This is a genomic window from Sphingomonas sp. Root241 (genome assembly GCF_001428865.1).
Taxonomy (GTDB): Bacteria; Pseudomonadota; Alphaproteobacteria; order Sphingomonadales; family Sphingomonadaceae; genus Sphingomonas.
The window spans coordinates 259,139-276,676 of sequence record NZ_LMIV01000002.1 but is presented as its reverse complement, the minus strand read 5'-3'; the positions used below and the strand labels follow the sequence as shown (position 1 = coordinate 276,676).

Here is a 17,538-nt window from a genome sequence, read left to right as displayed (position 1 = left end):
CCCTTCTTCACAGCGCCGTCTCGTCGGTCTCGCCGGTGCGGATGCGCACCGCCTGGCCGAGATCGAGGACGAAAATCTTGCCGTCGCCGATCGCGCCGGTGCTGGCTGCGGCCTGGATCGCTTCGACCGCGCGGTCGACGATATCGGCGCCGCAGGCGATCTCGAGCTTGATCTTGGGCACCATGTTGGTGCTGTACTCGGCGCCGCGGTAGATTTCGGTCTGGCCCTTTTGCCGGCCGAATCCCTTGACCTCGGTGACGGTCATGCCGGTAACGCCCACTTGCGTGAGCGCCTCGCGCACCTCGTCGAGCTTGAACGGTTTTATGATGGCGATGATGAGCTTCATTTCGCCCCCTCTTGGCGGTTAACCCGGGGACCATGGAGCAAGGGCCGTGCCATTAGGCAGAATCGCGCGATTCCGCCGCACCGCCGTGCAATTAAATGTTACTTAGGCGTAAATTTTTGTGCAGATGCGAAAGTCTGCTCAAAAATCAGGCAGCCTCGTCGAGCATTTTCCGGGCGAGGTCCACATCCTCGTCGTCGACCATCACGCGCACCGGGATCAGCAGATAGCTGCCGTCGGCGATGCTCGCCCCTGCATCGAAGACGAAGCTCATGATGCCTTCGCTCTCCAGCCGCGACTGGACGATATAGGCTTCCTGCCGGTCGAAGCGGCCGAGTTCGACGAGTGCCATTATATGTTCCTCGGCTTGCGTGGGGTGCCCGGTGCGCATTCCAGCGCCGCGCGGTCCCAGTCGCCCAGCGTCGCGGCGGCTTCATAGGTCGATTGCAGGAATTCGAGCAGCGCCGCTTCGGGGTCGGATGTGGCGCGCACAGCCTCATAGTCGAGGATGAACTCGCCGAGCGCGGCATCGAAGCGCGCGCCCGCCGGGCGGACGGGCGCCTCGGCGGACCCCGGGGGTGCCGGATAGGCATAGGAATAGAAAGCGGCGCGCGGCCAAGCGTCGCTGCCCGGCCAGAAGCCCGCGCTCGATACTTCGTGACTATAGGCCTCGCGCGTCACGGCGTCGGGAAGGCCGGGGACGCCGCCCGGATGCGGCGGCGCGGCGCGTCCCGAAAAACGCGTGACGGCGAGATCGAAGCTGCCCCAGAAGAAGTGGACCGGGCTCGCCTTGCCGAGAAAGCCGGTGCGGAACTGCTTGAACACGTGATCGACGCGGACGAGCGCGTCGTGAAAGCGCTCGATCCAGTCGCGATCATAAGGCCGCGGGGCATGATCCTCGGGAAAACGGACCGGATCGGCCATCTCGTTGGGCAATGTCGCGATGGTCACCGCGATACCGAGCTCGCGCAGTGCTTCCATCACTTTGGCGTAAAAGCCCGCGACGGTGCCGGGTTCGAGAGGCAATGTTCTGATGTCCGCAACGGTGGCAATGTGCAGGACGTGCGCGCGGAGGTCGAAGTGGATCTCGAACGGGCCGGCTTCGGAGGGAATCGGCGAAGTGCCTAGCCCGCGCGGCGTGACATAGAGCGGCACGTGCCAGCCATGGTTGAGCCACGGCGTCAGCGCGATCCGCACCTTGCCGACGATCTGCGTCATCAACTGCAGATGAAGCGCGCTCTCGCGGCCGTCTTGCCAGTCCAAAGCGGGCCATGCGCGCGCGGTCATGCGGATCTCCTGCGGTGATAAATGCCGGTATCCCCGCCTCCGCGCCGAAAATCAAACGACCGGCGCGCGAACCTCCTTCGCCGCGGTGGCGATCAGCGCGATCGGAATGCCGACGAGCAGGATATGGATCGCCAGCGGCATCAGCACCGACAGGGGCGTGACCGCCGCCCCCGAGCTCGACGGCCAGCGCAGCGGAATCACGATCCAGTACATGACCAGATAGAGCAATGCGCCATAGGCCATGCCGTAGAGCAGCCGCCATTCCCGCACCCGCGGCAGCAGCCGCGCCGCCGCGACGAAGGCGGTGGCCATCACCGCCATGATCGCGAAGTGCACCGCGAGTCCGACGGCGGCGCCGATCCAGCCGACGCTCCGCGGCCATTCACCAAGCGGACCGGAGGCGACGGACTGGAGCATGCCGGCAATCGATTTGCCGTGCAGCGCAGTGGTGATCATCGCCGCGGCGATGTCGAGCGTACCCGCAACCAAGGTTGCGATCGCGATCGTCTTCCTGCGCAAGCTAGCTCTCCCCCATTTGCCGTCCACTCCATTTGCGGCTCTGCGCAATTTTCGCGGAGTACGATGCGGGCGAACGTCGCAAATCCGTCGCCGAACGTCCGGCGCCGACTGCCTCTATCTATGCGTGTTCGCGCAGCAGCTCGCGCAGCCGCCTGGCATAGACTCGTCCCGTCGCGATCCGGGTGCCGTCGCGCAGGATCACGTCGCGTCGGCCGGTGGGCGTCTGGCGCACCTGCGCGATCGCGGCGATGCGCACCAATGCGGCGCGGTGGACGCGGACGAATTTCGCCGAATCGATCCGCTCCGACAGAGCCTTGATCGAAAGCCGCAGCAGATGCGATCCCGAGGGCGTGTGCAGCCGGACATAATCATCCTCGCTGCTGACCCAGTCGACCTGGTCGAGCGCGACATGGGTCAGGCTGCCGCTGACTCCACGGATCCACAATTCGGTCTCGTAAGGAGCGGGACCGCCGGATTGGAACCCGGTGCGCAGATCGGCGACGATCCGCCGCATCTCCTCGACCTCGCGCAACGAACCATCGGCCGAAAGACGGTTTCGTGCGCGCCCGATCGCTTCCTGGAGCCGCCCGGTCTCGATGGGCTTGAGGACATAGTCCACCGCCGAGACTTCGAAGGCGCGGATCGCGAAATGATCGAATGCCGTCGTGAAGATCACCGCCGGCGACACATCGGGAGGCAATTGCTCGAGTATATCGAAGCCGGTGCCGTCGCGGAGCCGGATGTCGAGCAGGACGATATCGGGCCGAAGCTCCACGATCGCGCGGACCGCCTCGCGACAGGAAGCCGCCGATCCGACCAGCCGGACCCCGGGCAGATCCCTGAGCACGATTTCGAGCCGCCGCAGCGCCAGCGGCTCATCGTCGACGATCAGGATGCGGTCTTCGCTCATCGCGTAAAGGCCAAAGGCATCGTCACCCGCGCCTCGAACCAGCCGCGCCCCGGCGTCAGCGTGAGGCTCTGCGCGTCGCCGAAATATTCGGCGAGCCGCTGGCGGACATTGGCGGTGCCGATCCCCTCCGGTCCCGATGCCTTGCGCTCGATTTCGGGGTTGCCGGAATCGACCACCAGGATCGAGAGGCTCTCGCCGACGCGCTCCGCGGTGATCGACAGCCGCGTCGGCGGGCGCGACTTCGCGACGCCGTGCTTGACCGCATTCTCGACCAGCGGCTGGATGATCAGCGCGGGCACCGCCGCCCGCCGCAATTCCTCGGGCAGCAGGATTTCGACGGCGAGATCGGGATAGCGCATCTGCTCGATCGCGAGATAGCGCCGGTGCAGCTCGAATTCCTGCTCGAGCGACACATCGACCAGCGGATCGATCGCCAACGTCGATCGGAAGAAGGTCGACAGCCGTGCTAGCATCCGCTCCGCCTCTCCGCCGCGGCCGTCGAGAATCAGCGCCGAGATCGAATTGAGGCTGTTGAACAGGAAATGCGGATTGATCTGGCTCGACAGCGCCTTGAGCTTGGCGACGTGCGCCATGCCGCGCAGCTCGGCCGAACGCTGGGCTTCGTGCCGCGCGTCGAAATTATACTCGATCGCCAGATACAGCCCGGTCCAGGCGATGAAGAACCAGGTCCACATCGACAGCACGTACATCGCCTCGTTCCAGTCGACGACGACGAAGCGCGCGGTCCGGCCGTAGAGCGCGGCGAAGGCGAAATAATTGGCCCAGGCATAGGTCTCCGCCACGAACGGCGCGACCGCCGACACCGCAATCGCGCGCGTTCGGAACGAGCGATGAGAGAGCCGTCGCAGCAGGCGATGCAGACCGTAGCAGATGGCGATGCCGCAGGCCGACATGGCGATCCGGAGCAAGGCGCCCTCGAACGCCATGTGACTGTGCTGCAGGATCGTTCCCAGCGTGAACAGCGCACTGCTCGCGCCCCACATGCTGAGCGTGAGCACCAGCTTGGCGCGGGTTTCGGCACGCGCCTGGGGCCGCGAGTCCGGGCCCGCCTCATCGACAAGGAAGAATTCGCGTCGCGCGGCCGGATCGGGAGCATCCACGGCGCCTTGATCGCAAAAGCCCGCACGCCTGTCGACTGACGCTCGGTCGCTCGAAATCGACGTTCGGCGTGCAGTCAGCCGCGCGAGACCATCCCAGCGAATACGAGCAGGAAAGCGAGCAATGCGGCAATCCGTGCCCAGCGGATATTGTAGGTCAGGCCGAGCGCCACCACGCCGCCCGCTACCGGCGCCAGTCCGATCCATGCGAGCAGCCGCATCGGCCAGTCCGCGGACCATAAGGCCAGTATCAGCGAGGCGGCCACGAGCAGCCATCCTGCAACCTGCAGCCGATTGCCGTGCTTCGCTGCCCGCCATTGCACCGGCACCAACTGGGCATGCCGGCTCATGCTCGCCGCCAGGGTGAACAGGCCGAGATAGAGCAAGCCGGCGAAGATCATGCCGCCGCCCTTGCGCGCGCCCGGCGCGGCGCCGCGGGTGCACGGAGCGCGCGGATCTGCCGGACCACGATCAGTGCCAGCGCGGCAGCGGCGGCGAGGAGGACCAGGTCCATGCCCCATTGCGAGAAGCCGGAGATGCCGAGGCCGAGCAGCGCCGCGCCCGCGCAACCCAGCGCAAGCAGTCCCAGCAATATCGGCCAGGCGATCGTCGGACGCAAAGCGAGGCCGGCCAGGAGCGCGATCCCCGCGCTCCACAACGCGATCGACACTTCGGCATCGGCACGCGCCGGCAGGTCGAGCGGAAGCAGGCGATTTGCCCAGAGATAGGCCACGCCGCCGAGGAGCACCCCGGCGATCGCCCCGGCGTTCAGGCGCGCGAGGATGCGGTTGCCGATTGAGAGCGGCGCCCGCTCGCGGCGCTTGACCACCCACAGCACCAGCCCGGTCGCGATGGTCAGGGTCAGCATCGCGCCGCCGAGGAAATAGAGCCAGCGCAGCAGCCCGGGCGCGAAGCGGGCCATGTGGAGGCCGTAGACGGTGTTGTAGGTCTTGAGCGCCGGGCGCATCTCGGTCCAGTCGGAGAGCACCCGGCCCGTCGTGCCGTCGAAGCTGATCTCGCCGGGCGCATAGGCGATCTGGCCGGCATCGCTGCGGAACACCGTCACCACTGCCGCCGCGTCGCCCGGATTGAGGACATAGACGCGCCCGATCGCGGCGCCGCCGAAGCGGCGGCCAGCCTCGCGCAGCATCGGGGCGATCGGGGCGAGCGGCGCCTTCTTCTCTGCCAAAGGCCGATTCACCACGCCCGGAGTAAAAGCCTGGTACATCGCCGTGGGATCCTGGCCATAATTGGCGGTGATCGGCCAGGGCATGTTGAGCGACGCCAATGTCACGAGCCCGGTGAAGGTGATCATCAGGTGGAAGGGCAGCGACATGACCCCCAACGCGTTATGGCCATCCAGCCACGAGCGCTGCCCCTTGGCCGGGCGGAAGGTGAAGAAATCGCGGAAGATGCGGCGATGCGCGATGATGCCGGTGATCAGCGCCACCAGCATCATCAGCGCCGCCAGCGAGGCGAGCAGCCGTCCCCAGGGATACGGAAGCTGGAGCTCGAAATGCAGGCGATAGAAGAACTCGCCGCCCATCGTCTCGCGCGCCACCGGTGCGCCGGTCACCGGATCGAGCGCGCGGTAGAGGAAGGCGCCGCCGCTGTCATAGCTCGCCTCGACGGTGTTCATGCGGCCGTCCGGGGCGGTGAGATACCAGCCGGTGGAATCAACGGCGTTCTTGCTCAGCCAGTCGGTCGCCGCGGCGATCGCGTCGACCGGCGCGGCGGTGGCGACCGCCTCGGGGCGCATCCAGCGGCCGATCTCGGGCTTGAAGACGCTCAGCGTGCCGGCGAAGCACATGAGGAGGAGAACATGACCGAGCAGCAGTCCCGTCCAGCCGTGGAGCCAGGCCATGACCTGGCGGGCGCCCTCGCGGACCGCGCTCATGCCGGCGGTCCCGCATACCAGGCGAGCCCGGCGAGAAAAGCGGCCAGCCCGATCACGCCCGCCACAGCTCGCCACGGCCCGCGCGCCAGATAGGCCCAGACCGTCACCGCCGGGGCGACGAGGAACGCCAGCAGGGTCGCAACGACGGTCGCTTCCAGTCGCTCCATCGGCAATATGCGCGCAAGCGCCGCGCCGAACAGCGCCGCGACCACATAAGCGCCGATGGTGCCGGCGAGCGTGCGCGCGGCGACATTGGCGCGGTATCGCCAGCTCCGTCGGTCCGGTCCCCTCTGTACCGCGCCATGCATGGCGATCAGTAGGCGAAGCTGAGCGAGACGTTCGCGCTGCGTGGCGCGGCATAGAATGCCTGCCCCCACATCAGGCTCGCGAGATACTTCTCGTTGCCGACATTGCGGACATTGACCTGCACGCGCACCCGATCGAGCAGGCGGATGCTCGCCATCAGATCGACCACCGCATAGCTGCCCTGCGACACGATCACGTCGCCGGTGACGACGCCGTAATCCTGCACCCCGGCATCGGCATAGCGGATCTTGCTCTGCCAGCGCAGCTGCGCGCCGAGCTTGAGATCGTTGAGCTGCGGCGCGGCATAGGTGGTCGCGAGCTTGAGCGATTTCGTCGGCAGGAAGGTCCGCGCCTTGTTGCCGGCCTGGTCCTCGATCTCGAGCCCGGTATAGCCGCCGCTCAGCGTCCAGTTCTGCGTGACCTTGCCGGCGAGTTCGAGCTCGAAACCCTTCGAAGTCGTGTCCACGCCTTCGTAATAGCTGTCGCCATTGGGCAATACGCCCAGGAACGAGGCGAGCCCAGTCTGCTTGGCGCGGAACAGCGAAGCGGTGGCGTAGAGCCGGCCGCCGAACCAGTTGCTCTTGATGCCGCCCTCGATGCTGGTGCCCTTGGCCGGATCGAGCTTCGCGTGGTTGATGTCGACTTCGCTCTGCGGATTGAAGATGCCGGTATAGCTCGCATAGATCGAGAGATGCGGCGTCACGTCATAGACCGCGCCGATATAGGGGCTGACGCCGCTTTCCTTGCGCGACTGATCGGTGCCGTAGGACGTGCCGGTCGACTTGATCCACATCGCGCTCGCGCCGACCACCGCCTTGAGGTCATCCGTGAAATTGAGGTGCGCGGCGCCATAAGCACGGGTCAGCCGGTCGGTATAATCGGCTTCGAGAACTTCGCCCGGATAGGTCGGCTCGGCGACCTGAACGCGGCCCCAGTCCTGAACCGCCGGGAAATCGATTGCACCGAGATAGAAATCCTCCCACTCCAGCGCATCCGAGCGCGCAGTGGAGACGCCGAAGGCGAGCTGGTGCTCGCGACCGAACAACCGGAGCGGGCCCGACGCATAGAAGTCGGCGAGATACTGGTCGTAGGTCGAGGGATAGATGCCCGTCATGCCGCCCACGCCGAACCCGGTCGCCTTGTCCGGATAGCCATAAGCATAGAGCAGCTTCGAAAGCTCCTCGAAGCGCTTGTAGGTGAGCACGCTTTTGGCCGACCAGCCGCCGCCAAATCGATAGTCGAGCTCGGCGAAGGCGCTCTGGTCGGTGACGTTCCAGAACGTCCAGTCGGCCGAAGTCGACGCCGAGGCCGGATAATCGATCCGGGTGCCGTCGGTGTAGGTGAGCGGCAGCGCGCCCCAGAGCACGCCGTCCGCCTTGTTCTCCTGCCGCGAATAGCCGATCGTCGCGGTGAGATCGGGCGTGACCTTCCAGCGCAGCAGCGCGCCGTACGCGTTCCGATCGACATGGTTGTAGTCGAGATACGAATCGCGATCCTCGTGCGCGAAGATCAGCCGGGCGGCGACCGTGTCGGTGATCGGGCCGGCGACATCCGCCTCGAAGCGCTTCTGGTCCCACGAGCCGAACTGCGCCGACGCACTGGCCCTGAGCGTGTCGGTGGGGCGCTTGCGGACATAGTTGATCGTCGCCGAGGGATTGCCGACCCCGCTCATGATCGCATTGGCGCCGCGGATCGCCTCGACGCTGTCGAACAAGGCAGTGTCGAGATCGCCGAACTGGATGCCCCAGATCAGCGGCAGGCCGATGCCATCGACCTGGAAGTTGGTGATGTCGAAGCCGCGCGAATTGAAATAGGTCCGGTCGGTCTCGACCTTCTCGACATTGATGCCGACGACCTGCTCGAGCAGATCGTTGACGTTGTTGAGCGCGAAATCGTCGATCCGCTGGCGATCGACGATCGTCACCGATTGCGGCGTCTCGCGGGGAGACAAAGTGAGCCCGGTGGCCGAACTCGACTGGGTCGCCACCGATCCGGTGACGACGATCTCGGCCTTGTCCTGCGTATCCTCGTCCGCGACAGGATCGGGATCCATGGCCGCGAACGCCGGACCGGCCGGCAGGAGGAGCAATGCACTCGAGAGCAGTGCATGGCGGAAGGATCGATTCATGTTGTTCCCCAGTGCGTCCGACGCGGCTCCTAGGGAAGAGGATATTGCGAGTCAATCGCATTAGCATCACGCGGGCGGCATGTCCTCGGGGTCGGCCTAATCGGACTTCTTGCCCGCGCACTTGCTGAGGAAATACTGGCGTTTCAGGTCGACCGCTTCCTGGCGCATGGTTTCCAGTCGGCGTTGATCGTCCAGCGCGTGTTGCCGGTCGTCGAGTGCCAATTGCTTGAGCGAGAGTTCCTGATCGGAGGCGGCCGGCGCGCTTTGTCCGCTTCCAGGTGCCGCGCCTCCCTCTCGCAACGCACGCCGCTTGCCGGCAGTGGCGATCCGTTCGGCCGCGATCTGCACCTGCTCCTCATAAAAGGCTGTCACCGCCGCGCTCCGTCTGTGGGCTTCAGCCGCAAAGACCGGAAGAACGGACGCCCGGTCGCACCGCTCGATCGCCGCGTCGAGCGCGGGGAAGTCTACCGATTCGACGATTTGCGGCGTGGTGGCCGCGAGGAAGAGGAGGAAGGGCATGGCCGAGCGCCTATCCGATATGGCCTCCGAGCGCGAGAGTGGACCCTGCCAGGTCCGGCCTCATCGTACCGCTTTCGGTGGCGCGAAATCGGGCAAGTCGAACTTCGGCACCGGCAGGCTGACTTCGATCGGCAGATCGGCCGTCGCGCCGGTGCGCAGAAAGGCATGGATCGCCTGCTTTGCGGCGGGGCTTTCCCGCAATTGATAGAAGGCGCCGTCATGCCCGCCGCGGTGGACGAGGATGGCGTGGCCGTTGGGGAAATAAGGCAGCAAGCCCAGGGTGTTCTCGATCGGAGTCGACGTATCCCAGTCTCCGTGGACGAAGACGATGGGGATCGTGCTCACGCGCGGCCGCCGGACCGCGTCGCCCATGTCTGGCGTCGGCCAGTCGGGCGCCGAGGCGAAGTTCGCCTCGAAATTCCACGTGCCGAGCAGGTCGGTTGCCGGATCGGTCCGCATCAGCTGCTGGCGCTCCGCGGTGGCGCCGAGGCTGCTGTCCGCAAGCGGCCCGATCAGCTTGACCGGCCCTGCCCGGCGTTCCGCCAATGTCTCGCGCGCCCATTGATCGTAATGGCCGTGATACAGCGACAGGATGAAGGCGGGCCAATGCTCGGCTTCATCGGTATGCGACAACAAGGCGAGCTGAAGATCCTCCGCTCCCAGCGTGACCGTTTGGGGCCGGCCGGCATCGTCGTGGACGCGTACCGGGATCGGCCCCGCCGCGAACCGTCGATGCAAGGCGCGTATCGCCTCCGCCATCCCCCCTTTGGGCAGGAAAGGAGCGAGACCGGGATCACGATCCGCATCATAAGCGATCCGCTGGAGCGCCGCGAAGACGTGCGAGGGCATGTCGAATCCATTGTCGAGCGGCTCGACGCTCGAGAGCACGGCGCGCGCCACGATCTCCGGATGGAACCGCATCACGGCCAGCGACCATTGCGAGCCGAAGCTGCCGCCGAACAGGCTGATCTTGTCATAGCCGAGCGCGCGCCGCAGATCGTCGACGTCGGCGGCGAATGCCTCGATCGTATAGCCGGAAAGGTCCTTGTCGGCGTGATGCGCGACGGCGCGCCGGGCCAGCGCCTGCATCGCAAGGGCGTCGGCATGCACCGAGGCAGGCTTGTCGGATGGCGAAGCCCCGGCCATCTCCTCGAGCATCTCGCCGCGCTTCGTATAGCCGCGCTGCTCGATCACCACGAGATCGCCGACCGCTCCGAAGGTCAGCCATGAGCGCAGACGGCTTTGTGCCGCCGCATCATTGTCCGTGAAGGCGCCGAGGACGCTCAGCCCGGGGCCGCCCGGCAGCCAGAAGACCGCCGGCGCGCCCGTGGGATGGGGCGCCTTGATCCGCGCGAATCCGACCCCGATGCGGCGGCTCGTCGGCGAGCTTCGGTTCTCGGGCACGTACAAAGTGCCGATTTCGTAAGCGACGGTCTCGCCGGTCGAGAGCTTGACGGTTCCTTGCTCGGTCACGATTCGAGCGCTCGGGGACTGGGCCGAGGCTACCGAGGGGATCGCCTGGAGCGGGAGCGACACCAGCGCCCAGCCCAACAATTGCAGGATCGATCGCATAGCAACTCCCAAACAGCTTGCGGTGCACGGCGTCGAGGATATATGATTTCATGTCAAGATACTTGATATGAAGATTTCTGGAATGATCGAGGAACCACTGCCCCCTGATTTGGACAAGGATGTCGTCGACCAATTGCTCGACGACTGGCGTCGCGAGCGGCCCGATCTGGACGCATCGGCGATGGCGGTGGTCGGGCGCCTGCTGCACGTGGGAGCATTGGTGCAGACCGGGGCGGACCAGCGCCTTCGCGGACATGGGATCAGCTATACCGAGCTCGACGTGCTGGCGACCCTGCGGCGATCCGGAGCGCCGTATCGGCTCAGCCCCACTGCGCTCAGAAGGTCGGTGCTGCTCACCTCCGGAGCGATGACCGCGTGCCTCAATCGGCTGGAGCAGCGCGGCCTGATCCGCCGCAGCCCGGATGCGGCGGACCGCCGATCGCTCATGGCGACGCTGACTGCCGAGGGCGTGCACCTGATCGACGACGCGGTCGCCGCCCATTTTGCCGAGGCGGCCCGGATGATCGTCGGCCTTGCGCCGGCAGAACGCACGGAGCTCGCACATTTGCTGCGAAAGGTCCGGCTTCAGCTGGAGACTTGATCGGACATCCGGTGGCGACCTGGGAGACCGGAAAATGGCAGCCGCAGACGGCGCGCGGAATATGGGGCGCGTCTCAGCCGCAGGACCTGAGCGTGGCCAAATGGCCGAACGATGAAAAATGTCGGCATTGCTTTGCTACAGCACATGTCGTTTGAACAGGCCTCTGACTTTTGGGACGGCGCGGCGCAACTGACGATAAATCCGCCTTTTCCACACCCGCACGAACTCTCTTGAGTTCAGATGGTCCTGCGTTCCGAGCTCGCCAACTAACTGGCGAAGACGGGGCAGCATCCCGTCGGCCCACATGTATCGTTCGGTCCATGACCAGCGAGCTGTCCGGTGGATAGAAGCGGCGGAATGCGATTCTACCAGCCTTTGAACCATAAGCGGCGTCGCGGCGCGCGACCGCAATATGATCGGATCGGGAACGAGATTCGGCGACAAGCGCTCCGCGCAGCACAGCGCAGGGTAGAGAAAGGGCCACAAGCCAGCGCGGTCGCAAAGGACAGTGAAGGCCGACCAGTCGAACCCCTCACGACCACCGTGTTTACGAATCACCAAGACAATTTCATATTGCCGCTGGAGAGTCAGGCTCTCGAAAGAACTGCCTGCATGCACCAGAAGGTGCACCAAGAGTAGCGCTGGCGGGAAGATGGCACCGCCAGAGATACGCCACTTTTCGAGGGCGACGGTCGGGATGAGCGTGTCGATATCGACCCTATGCGCGCCACCGGCGAGCTTGCGTGTGATACCCTCGTGCAGGTCGATCGACCAGGGATCGTCGCGATGGACATAAGTCAGCGTGACGGGTCGCGTCGCGACATCGGGCATCGCCCAACTGCGCTGGCAGAATCCGCCCTTCCCGGGCTCATAGCCCAGCTTCGGGAGGATCGCGGCCGCAACCGGCAGTTGGTCCGGACCTATCAGCAAATCGATATCGGAGGCGATTCGCTGACCGGGTTCATCGAAATAATGATGTGCCGTGTGCATCCCTTTCATCACGATCGGGCTTGCTCCGCCTTCTGACAGGGCGTCGACGGCTGCCGTGGCCTGTGCGGTCAATCGCGCCATTCGAGCGCGATTATGCTCCAGATGGATTCCGAGAATCTCGGCATTCGCCGCAGTCGTCGTCAATTTGCCCTGCTCGATCCACGAACCCAGCAGCGGGCCGGTGCCTGAAGTGTAACAGGCGATGCTGAGCGCTACCGGATCGTCGATCAGCACGTCGTCGCTGCGGCCGAGGGTGAGCACGTCCCGCAAGGCGGTTTCGATAGTGATCACGGCTCTAGCCCAGTCCGGCTCGGCGATCTCGAACCAGAGCCACTCGGGTCGTCCGGCGCGAGCCGCCGCATGTAAACGCTGTTCGAAATCGATCACAGGCAAGAAAGAGGGAATGTTCATGCGGAAACCTCGCAGGTCGGATGAGAGATGTGATCCCGTTCCTCGATCTGGGGAGGATGCTGCTGCGAAAGATGGATCAGTCGTCCACACAAGGCGAACGCTTCCGGCCGGTGCGCTACGATGACGATCGTCGGGCGCGGATTCAGGCTGGCGAGCGTGGCCAGGATGTCTCTTTCGCTATCGGCATCGAGCGCGTTCAGCGCTTCGTCGAGCAGCAGGAGCCGGGGGCGGCGCAACAGCGCACGGGCCAGCCCGACACGCTGACGCTCCCCACCGGAGATCATCGCGCCGCGCTCGCCCAGCGGTGCATCGATTCCGCCCATGCGCTGCAACAATGCGGCGGCGCCGACGATGCACAGAGCTTTCTCCATTTCGAATGCTTCGGCGTTGCTGGACCAGGACAGGCTTTCACGAAGCGTCCGGCCTCCGAGCACCGGATCCTGCCCGACATAGGCAAGGTCGTTGGCGAAGCGCGTCGGATCCGTCCTGCCGCGTCGAATCTGCCCCGCATCGGGATCCAGGATCCCCGCCATCAGGTCGAGAAGCGTCGTTTTGCCGACGCCCGAGGGACCCGCGATTCCGACTAAGGCGCCGGACGGGATGCGGATCGAGAAGTCGCGCAGGATATCGCGCCCACGGGAGAAGGACACGTTCTCGAACCACAGGGCCGTGGTGTCGGACGGTATCACGCCAGATGCGGGGGCCGCGCGGGCGGGGCGCAATATCTCTTCCAGCGCGCGCAGCCGCTCATGGGCCGGCAAGCTGTGGATCAGTTGCTGAAGCCCGCGCTGCACTTCGCTCAGGGGGCCGCTCATCCGGCTCAGCACCAGCAACAGCGCGAAGAGGCTCGCCGCGGAAAAGCCGATCGCGACACCCGTACCGACCAGCGCGATCGCGGCGACCGCCGTCAGGCAGACGCTCAACTCCCTGGCCCGCGCGTGTATCGAGGCGAAAGCGACGCGATCCGCGATCGCGTCGTCCGACAGGAGGCGCTGCTGCCCGAGCCAGGCCGGACCGGTTCGCTCGGCGGCCACCACCTTCAGGCTGGCGAGAAAGTCGATCGCATTCTCGGTCATGCCGAAATGGCGATTGGTGATGCTTTCGCCGAGGCGCCGTATGCGGCCCAGCATCCGGCGCATCGCGAGATAGCTGAGGCCGGTGATCGCGAAGGCGATCAGCGCGGCGAGCGGAGCAACCGCCATCGCGGTCAACACCATTCCCGCCGCGATCACAGCGGCGGCAGTTGCGGCCATCAGCGAGTTCACGGCGATACCGACCTGGTGGATCTCCACGCTCATCGCCTGGACGATACGGGCATGCGACAGTTCCGCGATCCGGGCCCATGCCACTCGGGTCAGCCGATCGGCAAGGCGCAGCCGCTTCGCCTCGACGAATCCGACCTGAAGCCGGCTGGTCAGATGTTCCCGCGCCAGCACGATGACGCTGCGGATCGCGACCAGCAGTGCGAACAGCGCCAATATCGAAGAGAGGGACGTTCCTCGCGGCAGCATCGGCAAGAGACCGGCGCCCCCGCTGGCCGGCGCGAGCACACCGAGGATCGCGGGCACCAGCAGCAGGATGCCGACGCCCTCGGCCAAGGTGCCTGCCACCATCAACGCTATCGCGACGAACAGCCGGGTTCCGCCGAACGCGGCGAAATCGCGCGCGAGATGCGCCAATGCGGCGCCCGAGGATTTCATGCCGCTTTCCTGGCGTGGATGGCGCGCGCATAGAGATCGAGGAACGCCGTGGCGGTGAAATCCGCATCCTCCGCCAGCGCACGCACCTGCGCCGCATTGGCCAGCCGCAAGCGGAGTTCCTCGTCACCGGCCAGGCGGAGGATCGCCGCAGCCAGCGCGCCCGCGTCGCGCCTCGGCACCGCGATCGCCGCCTCGGGCGCATATTCCGCGACATGGCCCACCGCGGTTCCGACCGTGGGCACCCCGGCGACCGCGGCTTCCAGCATCGCGATCGGCGCACCTTCGCTGAGCGAACTGACGACCATCAGGTCCGCCTGATCGACCCAGGCGCGCAATTGGCCCTGGGGTTGGAATCCCGGTAATCGCACGCGATCTTCCAGCCTCAGCGCGGCTATCGCTGCGTGGATCTCCCCGTCGAGCGTGTCCTCGCCGACGATATCGAGCGTGAAGGACAGGCGGGCATCGCGCAGTCGCGCCGCCGCGGCCAGCAGGGTCGGCTGGTCCTTGACGCGATTGAGGCTGGCGATCTGCAGGAGCCGGAGGGGTTGGGCGAGATCGCGGCGCCGGGGCGGCGCGGCCGGCCAGCGGTCGAGCGCGACTCCCAGGGGCACGCGCAACGCGTCGACGCCCGCCGCGCGGGCGTGATCGCGCATGGTCTCGCTCGGCACGGTGATGAAGGATGCGGCGCGAAGCGACAGCGCGGTGACAGCGCGCGACTTCCAGGTCAGGTAGCCGCCGTAACCGATCTCTGGCAAGCGCACGACGTCGCCGCCCGGCAAAGTCAGTATCATAGGAATGCCCGCCAGCGCCCGGCCGCAGCCGCCGACAAGTCCCGGGATACTCGCCCAAAAAGCGTGGACGATATCGAGCGGCTTCTCGCGATGCAGCGCCAGCAGCTTGGCAACGCCGCGCAGGGATCGGGGCCGCGATCCGATATTGTGGACATCGGCATCGAGGAGCCGCCACTGATCGGGGCGCGGCTCCTGCTGGAGGGCGATGACCTGGACGTCGTGCCCGGCCTGGGTCAGCCGCTCGATCAGCCAGAGCATGCACGGAATGACCCGATGGCTGCCGGTGCGATCGACTCCGCCCGGCGTGATCAGCGCGATCCTCATGCGTGCGCGCTCCGCGCGATGACGGTCCGGTAGATATCGACGAGCCGGCGACCGACGACCGGAAATGCCAGATGCGCGTCGAAATGCCGGCGAACCGCGGTGCGGCTTTGCGCGCTTGCCTCTCGCGCCAGCGATACCAGCCCTTCAGCGAAGGCGGGCGCATCGCCGGGTGCCGCGAAACGACTCTCGGCCAGATCGCCGACCAGCGCGCGGAACGGGGCGATGTCGCTGACGACCGAAGGCAGGCCGCACGCCAGCGCCTCGATCAGCGCATAGCCCGAGCCCTCGCGGTGACTGGTGGCGAGAAGGAGATCGCAGGCCCGGCAGAGCTGCTCGACCTGCGCATGCGGCACGTGCCCGAGCGAGTGCACATGGCGGGCCAGCGCGGAATCCTCCGCGAGGCGCCGTTCGAGCGCGGGAAGCAGCGCATCCGAGCTATGGACGCACCAGAGCTCCGCCCCGGGAAGGTGCTCGCGCGCCAGGCGGAAGGCGTGGATCGCAGTCAGGGGATCCTTGTTGGCGTCCAGCCGCCCGATCCACAGGATCGCCGGATTGCCGCGCACGCCGGTTCGCACGCGCGCTTCGGCCCGGTCGCCCGGTTCGAAGCCGCTGGAGCTTTCCGGTACGGCGAAGATCGACGTCCTCGCCGGCAATTGGCGAGCAGCGCGGAACGGTTCGGCCTGCGCTTCGGCAGTGAACAGCGCGGCTGCGGCATGGGCGTGCCCCCATCGTCGCAATCGCCCGAGCCGTGGCCGGGCGGCGCGGCTGGCGTGGTCCTGCACCACCACCGGCGCCACCAAGGTAGACAGTAATCGGGCATGCAACGGGAAATCGAGGCCGTTGAGATGGATGATGTCGGGCGCCACTTCCCGCACCGCGTGCCGCAGGCGCCAAGGCGCAAGCGCGCGCGCCGTCCCGACGGGAATGAAATGGTAGCGCACACCGCGCCGCGTGAACCGGGCCCCGGCGTGGCTCACCTGCACCACCACGACTTCGGCACCCGCCCCGGCCGTCGCCTCGGCGATCGCCGGCAAGGTCGGCCAGGCAGCCAGCAACGTTTCCGGCTCGCGCCGCAGGGGATCGAGGACGCAATTCACCTGGGCGATGCGCAACCTCACGAGGAGGCATGCTCGATCAGCCGGGGCAGGTTCGCGGCGAGAAGCGCGATCGCCTCTTTCGGCTCGGCGCTGAGCGTCAGTCGCCATGCCCCGCGCCGCGTGATCCGGCACAGCCCGGCCTCGATCTCCGTCGCGAGCAGGTCGAAACCCGGCTCGAGCGGACCAAGCGCCGCAATTGCCGTCGCAGGATCCAGCCACTCCAGCGACGCACGGTCCCCGCGATGGAGCACGCACAGGGTCGCGGCGTCCGCCGTGACGGGTTGCGGCGGCGCAGGCAGGGCGATGGCGCGCTTGCGCTTGCCGTTACGGAGGCGGATCGCCGCGCCCGGCAATTGGGGAGCGTCTTCGGGGAAGAGATGCACCGGGCGTGGAATGCCCCAGACGCGCAACCTGCGCCCCGTTTCGAGATAGACGGTGTCGTCGGAAAGCAGCGGGAAACCGGCCGAATGCGCGGCCAGCGCAAGGCAGCTCTTCCCCGAACCGCTGCGCCCCGCGAGCAGGATAGCCGTCGGCCCCACGACAAAGCCCGAGGCGTGGATCGGCGTGCGTCCGTTGCGCGTGAGCAGCCACAGGATCAGGCAGTCGAGCACCTGTTCGCGAAACGCCGGGTCCTCGAATGCGCCCACATTGGCGACGCGGCACCGGGCCTGGCCGTGTCCGGCGTCGGCATGCGCTTCGACGTCGCCGCTGATCGAGAGACGAAGCCCGACGGTGTCCACCAGCGGCCCGGTGTCGTCGACCGGAACCGGACCCACCTTCAGCGACAGGTGCAATGTCGGTCCCTGCGGATCGGCAGGCGCCTCCCAGCCGCGACATGCCGCCGCGACTGCTTCGATCAGTCGCGGATGGCTGGCCTCGACGCGGAGCATCACCCCCAGCGGTGAGAAATACGCGAAGGCGCAATCGCCGGTCGGCAGCTTGTCCGTTGCTGGTGTCGTTCCGATTTCCGCGCTCATCACCCTGCGCCCCGCTTGCTCCACTTCTTGAGTGGGCCCGACGCACGC

18 protein-coding genes are annotated in these 17,538 nt (G+C 66.4%); 1 reads left to right on the top strand and 17 read right to left on the bottom strand.

Translation table 11 applies throughout. From position 1 onward, the window contains the following. Positions 1-7: 7 nt before the first annotated feature. From ASE13_RS11970 to ASE13_RS11915, 12 genes are all read right to left on the bottom strand, one after another. Positions 8-346 carry a P-II family nitrogen regulator gene (locus ASE13_RS11970; RefSeq protein ID WP_056615927.1) on the bottom strand — a complete coding sequence of 113 codons (339 nt, stop codon included), beginning with the start codon at positions 344-346 and terminating at the stop codon, positions 8-10. A gap of 145 nt (positions 347-491) precedes the next feature. Further along, a complete protein-coding gene (locus ASE13_RS11965; RefSeq protein WP_056615924.1) occupies positions 492-695 on the bottom strand; it encodes a DUF2007 domain-containing protein in 204 nt (67 codons plus the stop codon). Further along, a complete protein-coding gene (locus ASE13_RS11960; RefSeq protein ID WP_056615921.1) occupies positions 695-1,630 on the bottom strand; it encodes a DUF5996 family protein in 936 nt (311 codons plus the stop codon). Before ASE13_RS11960 ends, ASE13_RS11965 begins: the two co-directional genes overlap by 1 nt. 51 nt (positions 1,631-1,681) lie before the next feature. After that, the gene (locus ASE13_RS11955) at positions 1,682-2,149 is read right to left on the bottom strand and encodes a hypothetical protein (protein WP_056615917.1); all 468 of its coding nucleotides are present in this window, start codon (positions 2,147-2,149) and stop codon (positions 1,682-1,684) included. Positions 2,150-2,267: 118 nt separating this feature from the next. Further along, positions 2,268-3,059, bottom strand: coding sequence for a LytR/AlgR family response regulator transcription factor (locus ASE13_RS11950; RefSeq protein ID WP_056615914.1), 792 nt, complete (start codon positions 3,057-3,059; stop codon positions 2,268-2,270). Continuing rightward, complete coding sequence (locus ASE13_RS11945) at positions 3,056-4,180, bottom strand: sensor histidine kinase (RefSeq protein WP_056615911.1); 1,125 nt, start codon at positions 4,178-4,180, stop codon at positions 3,056-3,058. The genes ASE13_RS11950 and ASE13_RS11945 overlap by 4 nt, the downstream gene beginning before the upstream one ends. A 74-nt stretch (positions 4,181-4,254) precedes the next feature. After that, positions 4,255-4,578 carry a DUF3325 domain-containing protein gene (locus ASE13_RS11940; RefSeq protein WP_056615908.1) on the bottom strand — a complete coding sequence of 108 codons (324 nt, stop codon included), beginning with the start codon at positions 4,576-4,578 and terminating at the stop codon, positions 4,255-4,257. Beyond that, positions 4,575-6,074 (bottom strand): PepSY-associated TM helix domain-containing protein, encoded by a 1,500-nt coding sequence (locus tag ASE13_RS11935; protein WP_156404866.1) that lies wholly within the window; start codon positions 6,072-6,074, stop codon positions 4,575-4,577. Before ASE13_RS11935 ends, ASE13_RS11940 begins: the two co-directional genes overlap by 4 nt. After that, positions 6,071-6,382, bottom strand: a complete 312-nt coding sequence (locus tag ASE13_RS11930) for a hypothetical protein (protein ID WP_056615905.1) — start codon at positions 6,380-6,382, stop codon at positions 6,071-6,073. The genes ASE13_RS11935 and ASE13_RS11930 overlap by 4 nt, the downstream gene beginning before the upstream one ends. A 5-nt stretch (positions 6,383-6,387) precedes the next feature. Further along, on the bottom strand, positions 6,388-8,508 hold the full coding sequence (locus ASE13_RS11925) for a TonB-dependent siderophore receptor (RefSeq protein ID WP_056615903.1): 2,121 nt from the start codon (positions 8,506-8,508) through the stop codon (positions 6,388-6,390). 96 nt (positions 8,509-8,604) lie between these two features. Continuing rightward, positions 8,605-9,027 carry a hypothetical protein gene (locus tag ASE13_RS11920; RefSeq protein WP_056615900.1) on the bottom strand — a complete coding sequence of 141 codons (423 nt, stop codon included), beginning with the start codon at positions 9,025-9,027 and terminating at the stop codon, positions 8,605-8,607. Between the two features lie 60 nt (positions 9,028-9,087). Then, entirely contained in the window at positions 9,088-10,599 is a 1,512-nt protein-coding gene (locus ASE13_RS11915; protein WP_056615898.1) for an alpha/beta hydrolase, read from the bottom strand. Positions 10,600-10,666: 67 nt separating this feature from the next. Here ASE13_RS11915 and ASE13_RS11910 point away from each other — a divergent pair, with 67 nt between their 5' ends. Then, on the top strand, positions 10,667-11,200 hold the full coding sequence (locus tag ASE13_RS11910) for a MarR family winged helix-turn-helix transcriptional regulator (RefSeq protein ID WP_082596735.1): 534 nt from the start codon (positions 10,667-10,669) through the stop codon (positions 11,198-11,200). A gap of 135 nt (positions 11,201-11,335) precedes the next feature. Here the strand turns inward: ASE13_RS11910 and ASE13_RS11905 are convergent, their stop codons facing one another. The 5 genes from ASE13_RS11905 to ASE13_RS19855 are packed head-to-tail and all read right to left on the bottom strand — an operon-like array spanning position 11,336 to position 17,490. Continuing rightward, positions 11,336-12,601, bottom strand: coding sequence for a nucleotidyltransferase family protein (locus ASE13_RS11905; RefSeq protein ID WP_056615892.1), 1,266 nt, complete (start codon positions 12,599-12,601; stop codon positions 11,336-11,338). Continuing rightward, positions 12,598-14,301, bottom strand: coding sequence for an ATP-binding cassette domain-containing protein (locus ASE13_RS11900; protein ID WP_056615887.1), 1,704 nt, complete (start codon positions 14,299-14,301; stop codon positions 12,598-12,600). The genes ASE13_RS11905 and ASE13_RS11900 overlap by 4 nt, the downstream gene beginning before the upstream one ends. Further along, a complete protein-coding gene (locus tag ASE13_RS11895; RefSeq protein WP_056615885.1) occupies positions 14,298-15,416 on the bottom strand; it encodes a glycosyltransferase family 4 protein in 1,119 nt (372 codons plus the stop codon). The genes ASE13_RS11900 and ASE13_RS11895 overlap by 4 nt, the downstream gene beginning before the upstream one ends. After that, positions 15,413-16,534: a glycosyltransferase family 4 protein gene (locus tag ASE13_RS11890; RefSeq protein ID WP_162254691.1), complete on the bottom strand. Its 1,122-nt coding sequence runs from the start codon at positions 16,532-16,534 to the stop codon at positions 15,413-15,415. Before ASE13_RS11890 ends, ASE13_RS11895 begins: the two co-directional genes overlap by 4 nt. Next, positions 16,531-17,490: a hypothetical protein gene (locus ASE13_RS19855; RefSeq protein ID WP_156404864.1), complete on the bottom strand. Its 960-nt coding sequence runs from the start codon at positions 17,488-17,490 to the stop codon at positions 16,531-16,533. Before ASE13_RS19855 ends, ASE13_RS11890 begins: the two co-directional genes overlap by 4 nt. Between the last annotated feature and the right edge of the window lie 48 nt (positions 17,491-17,538).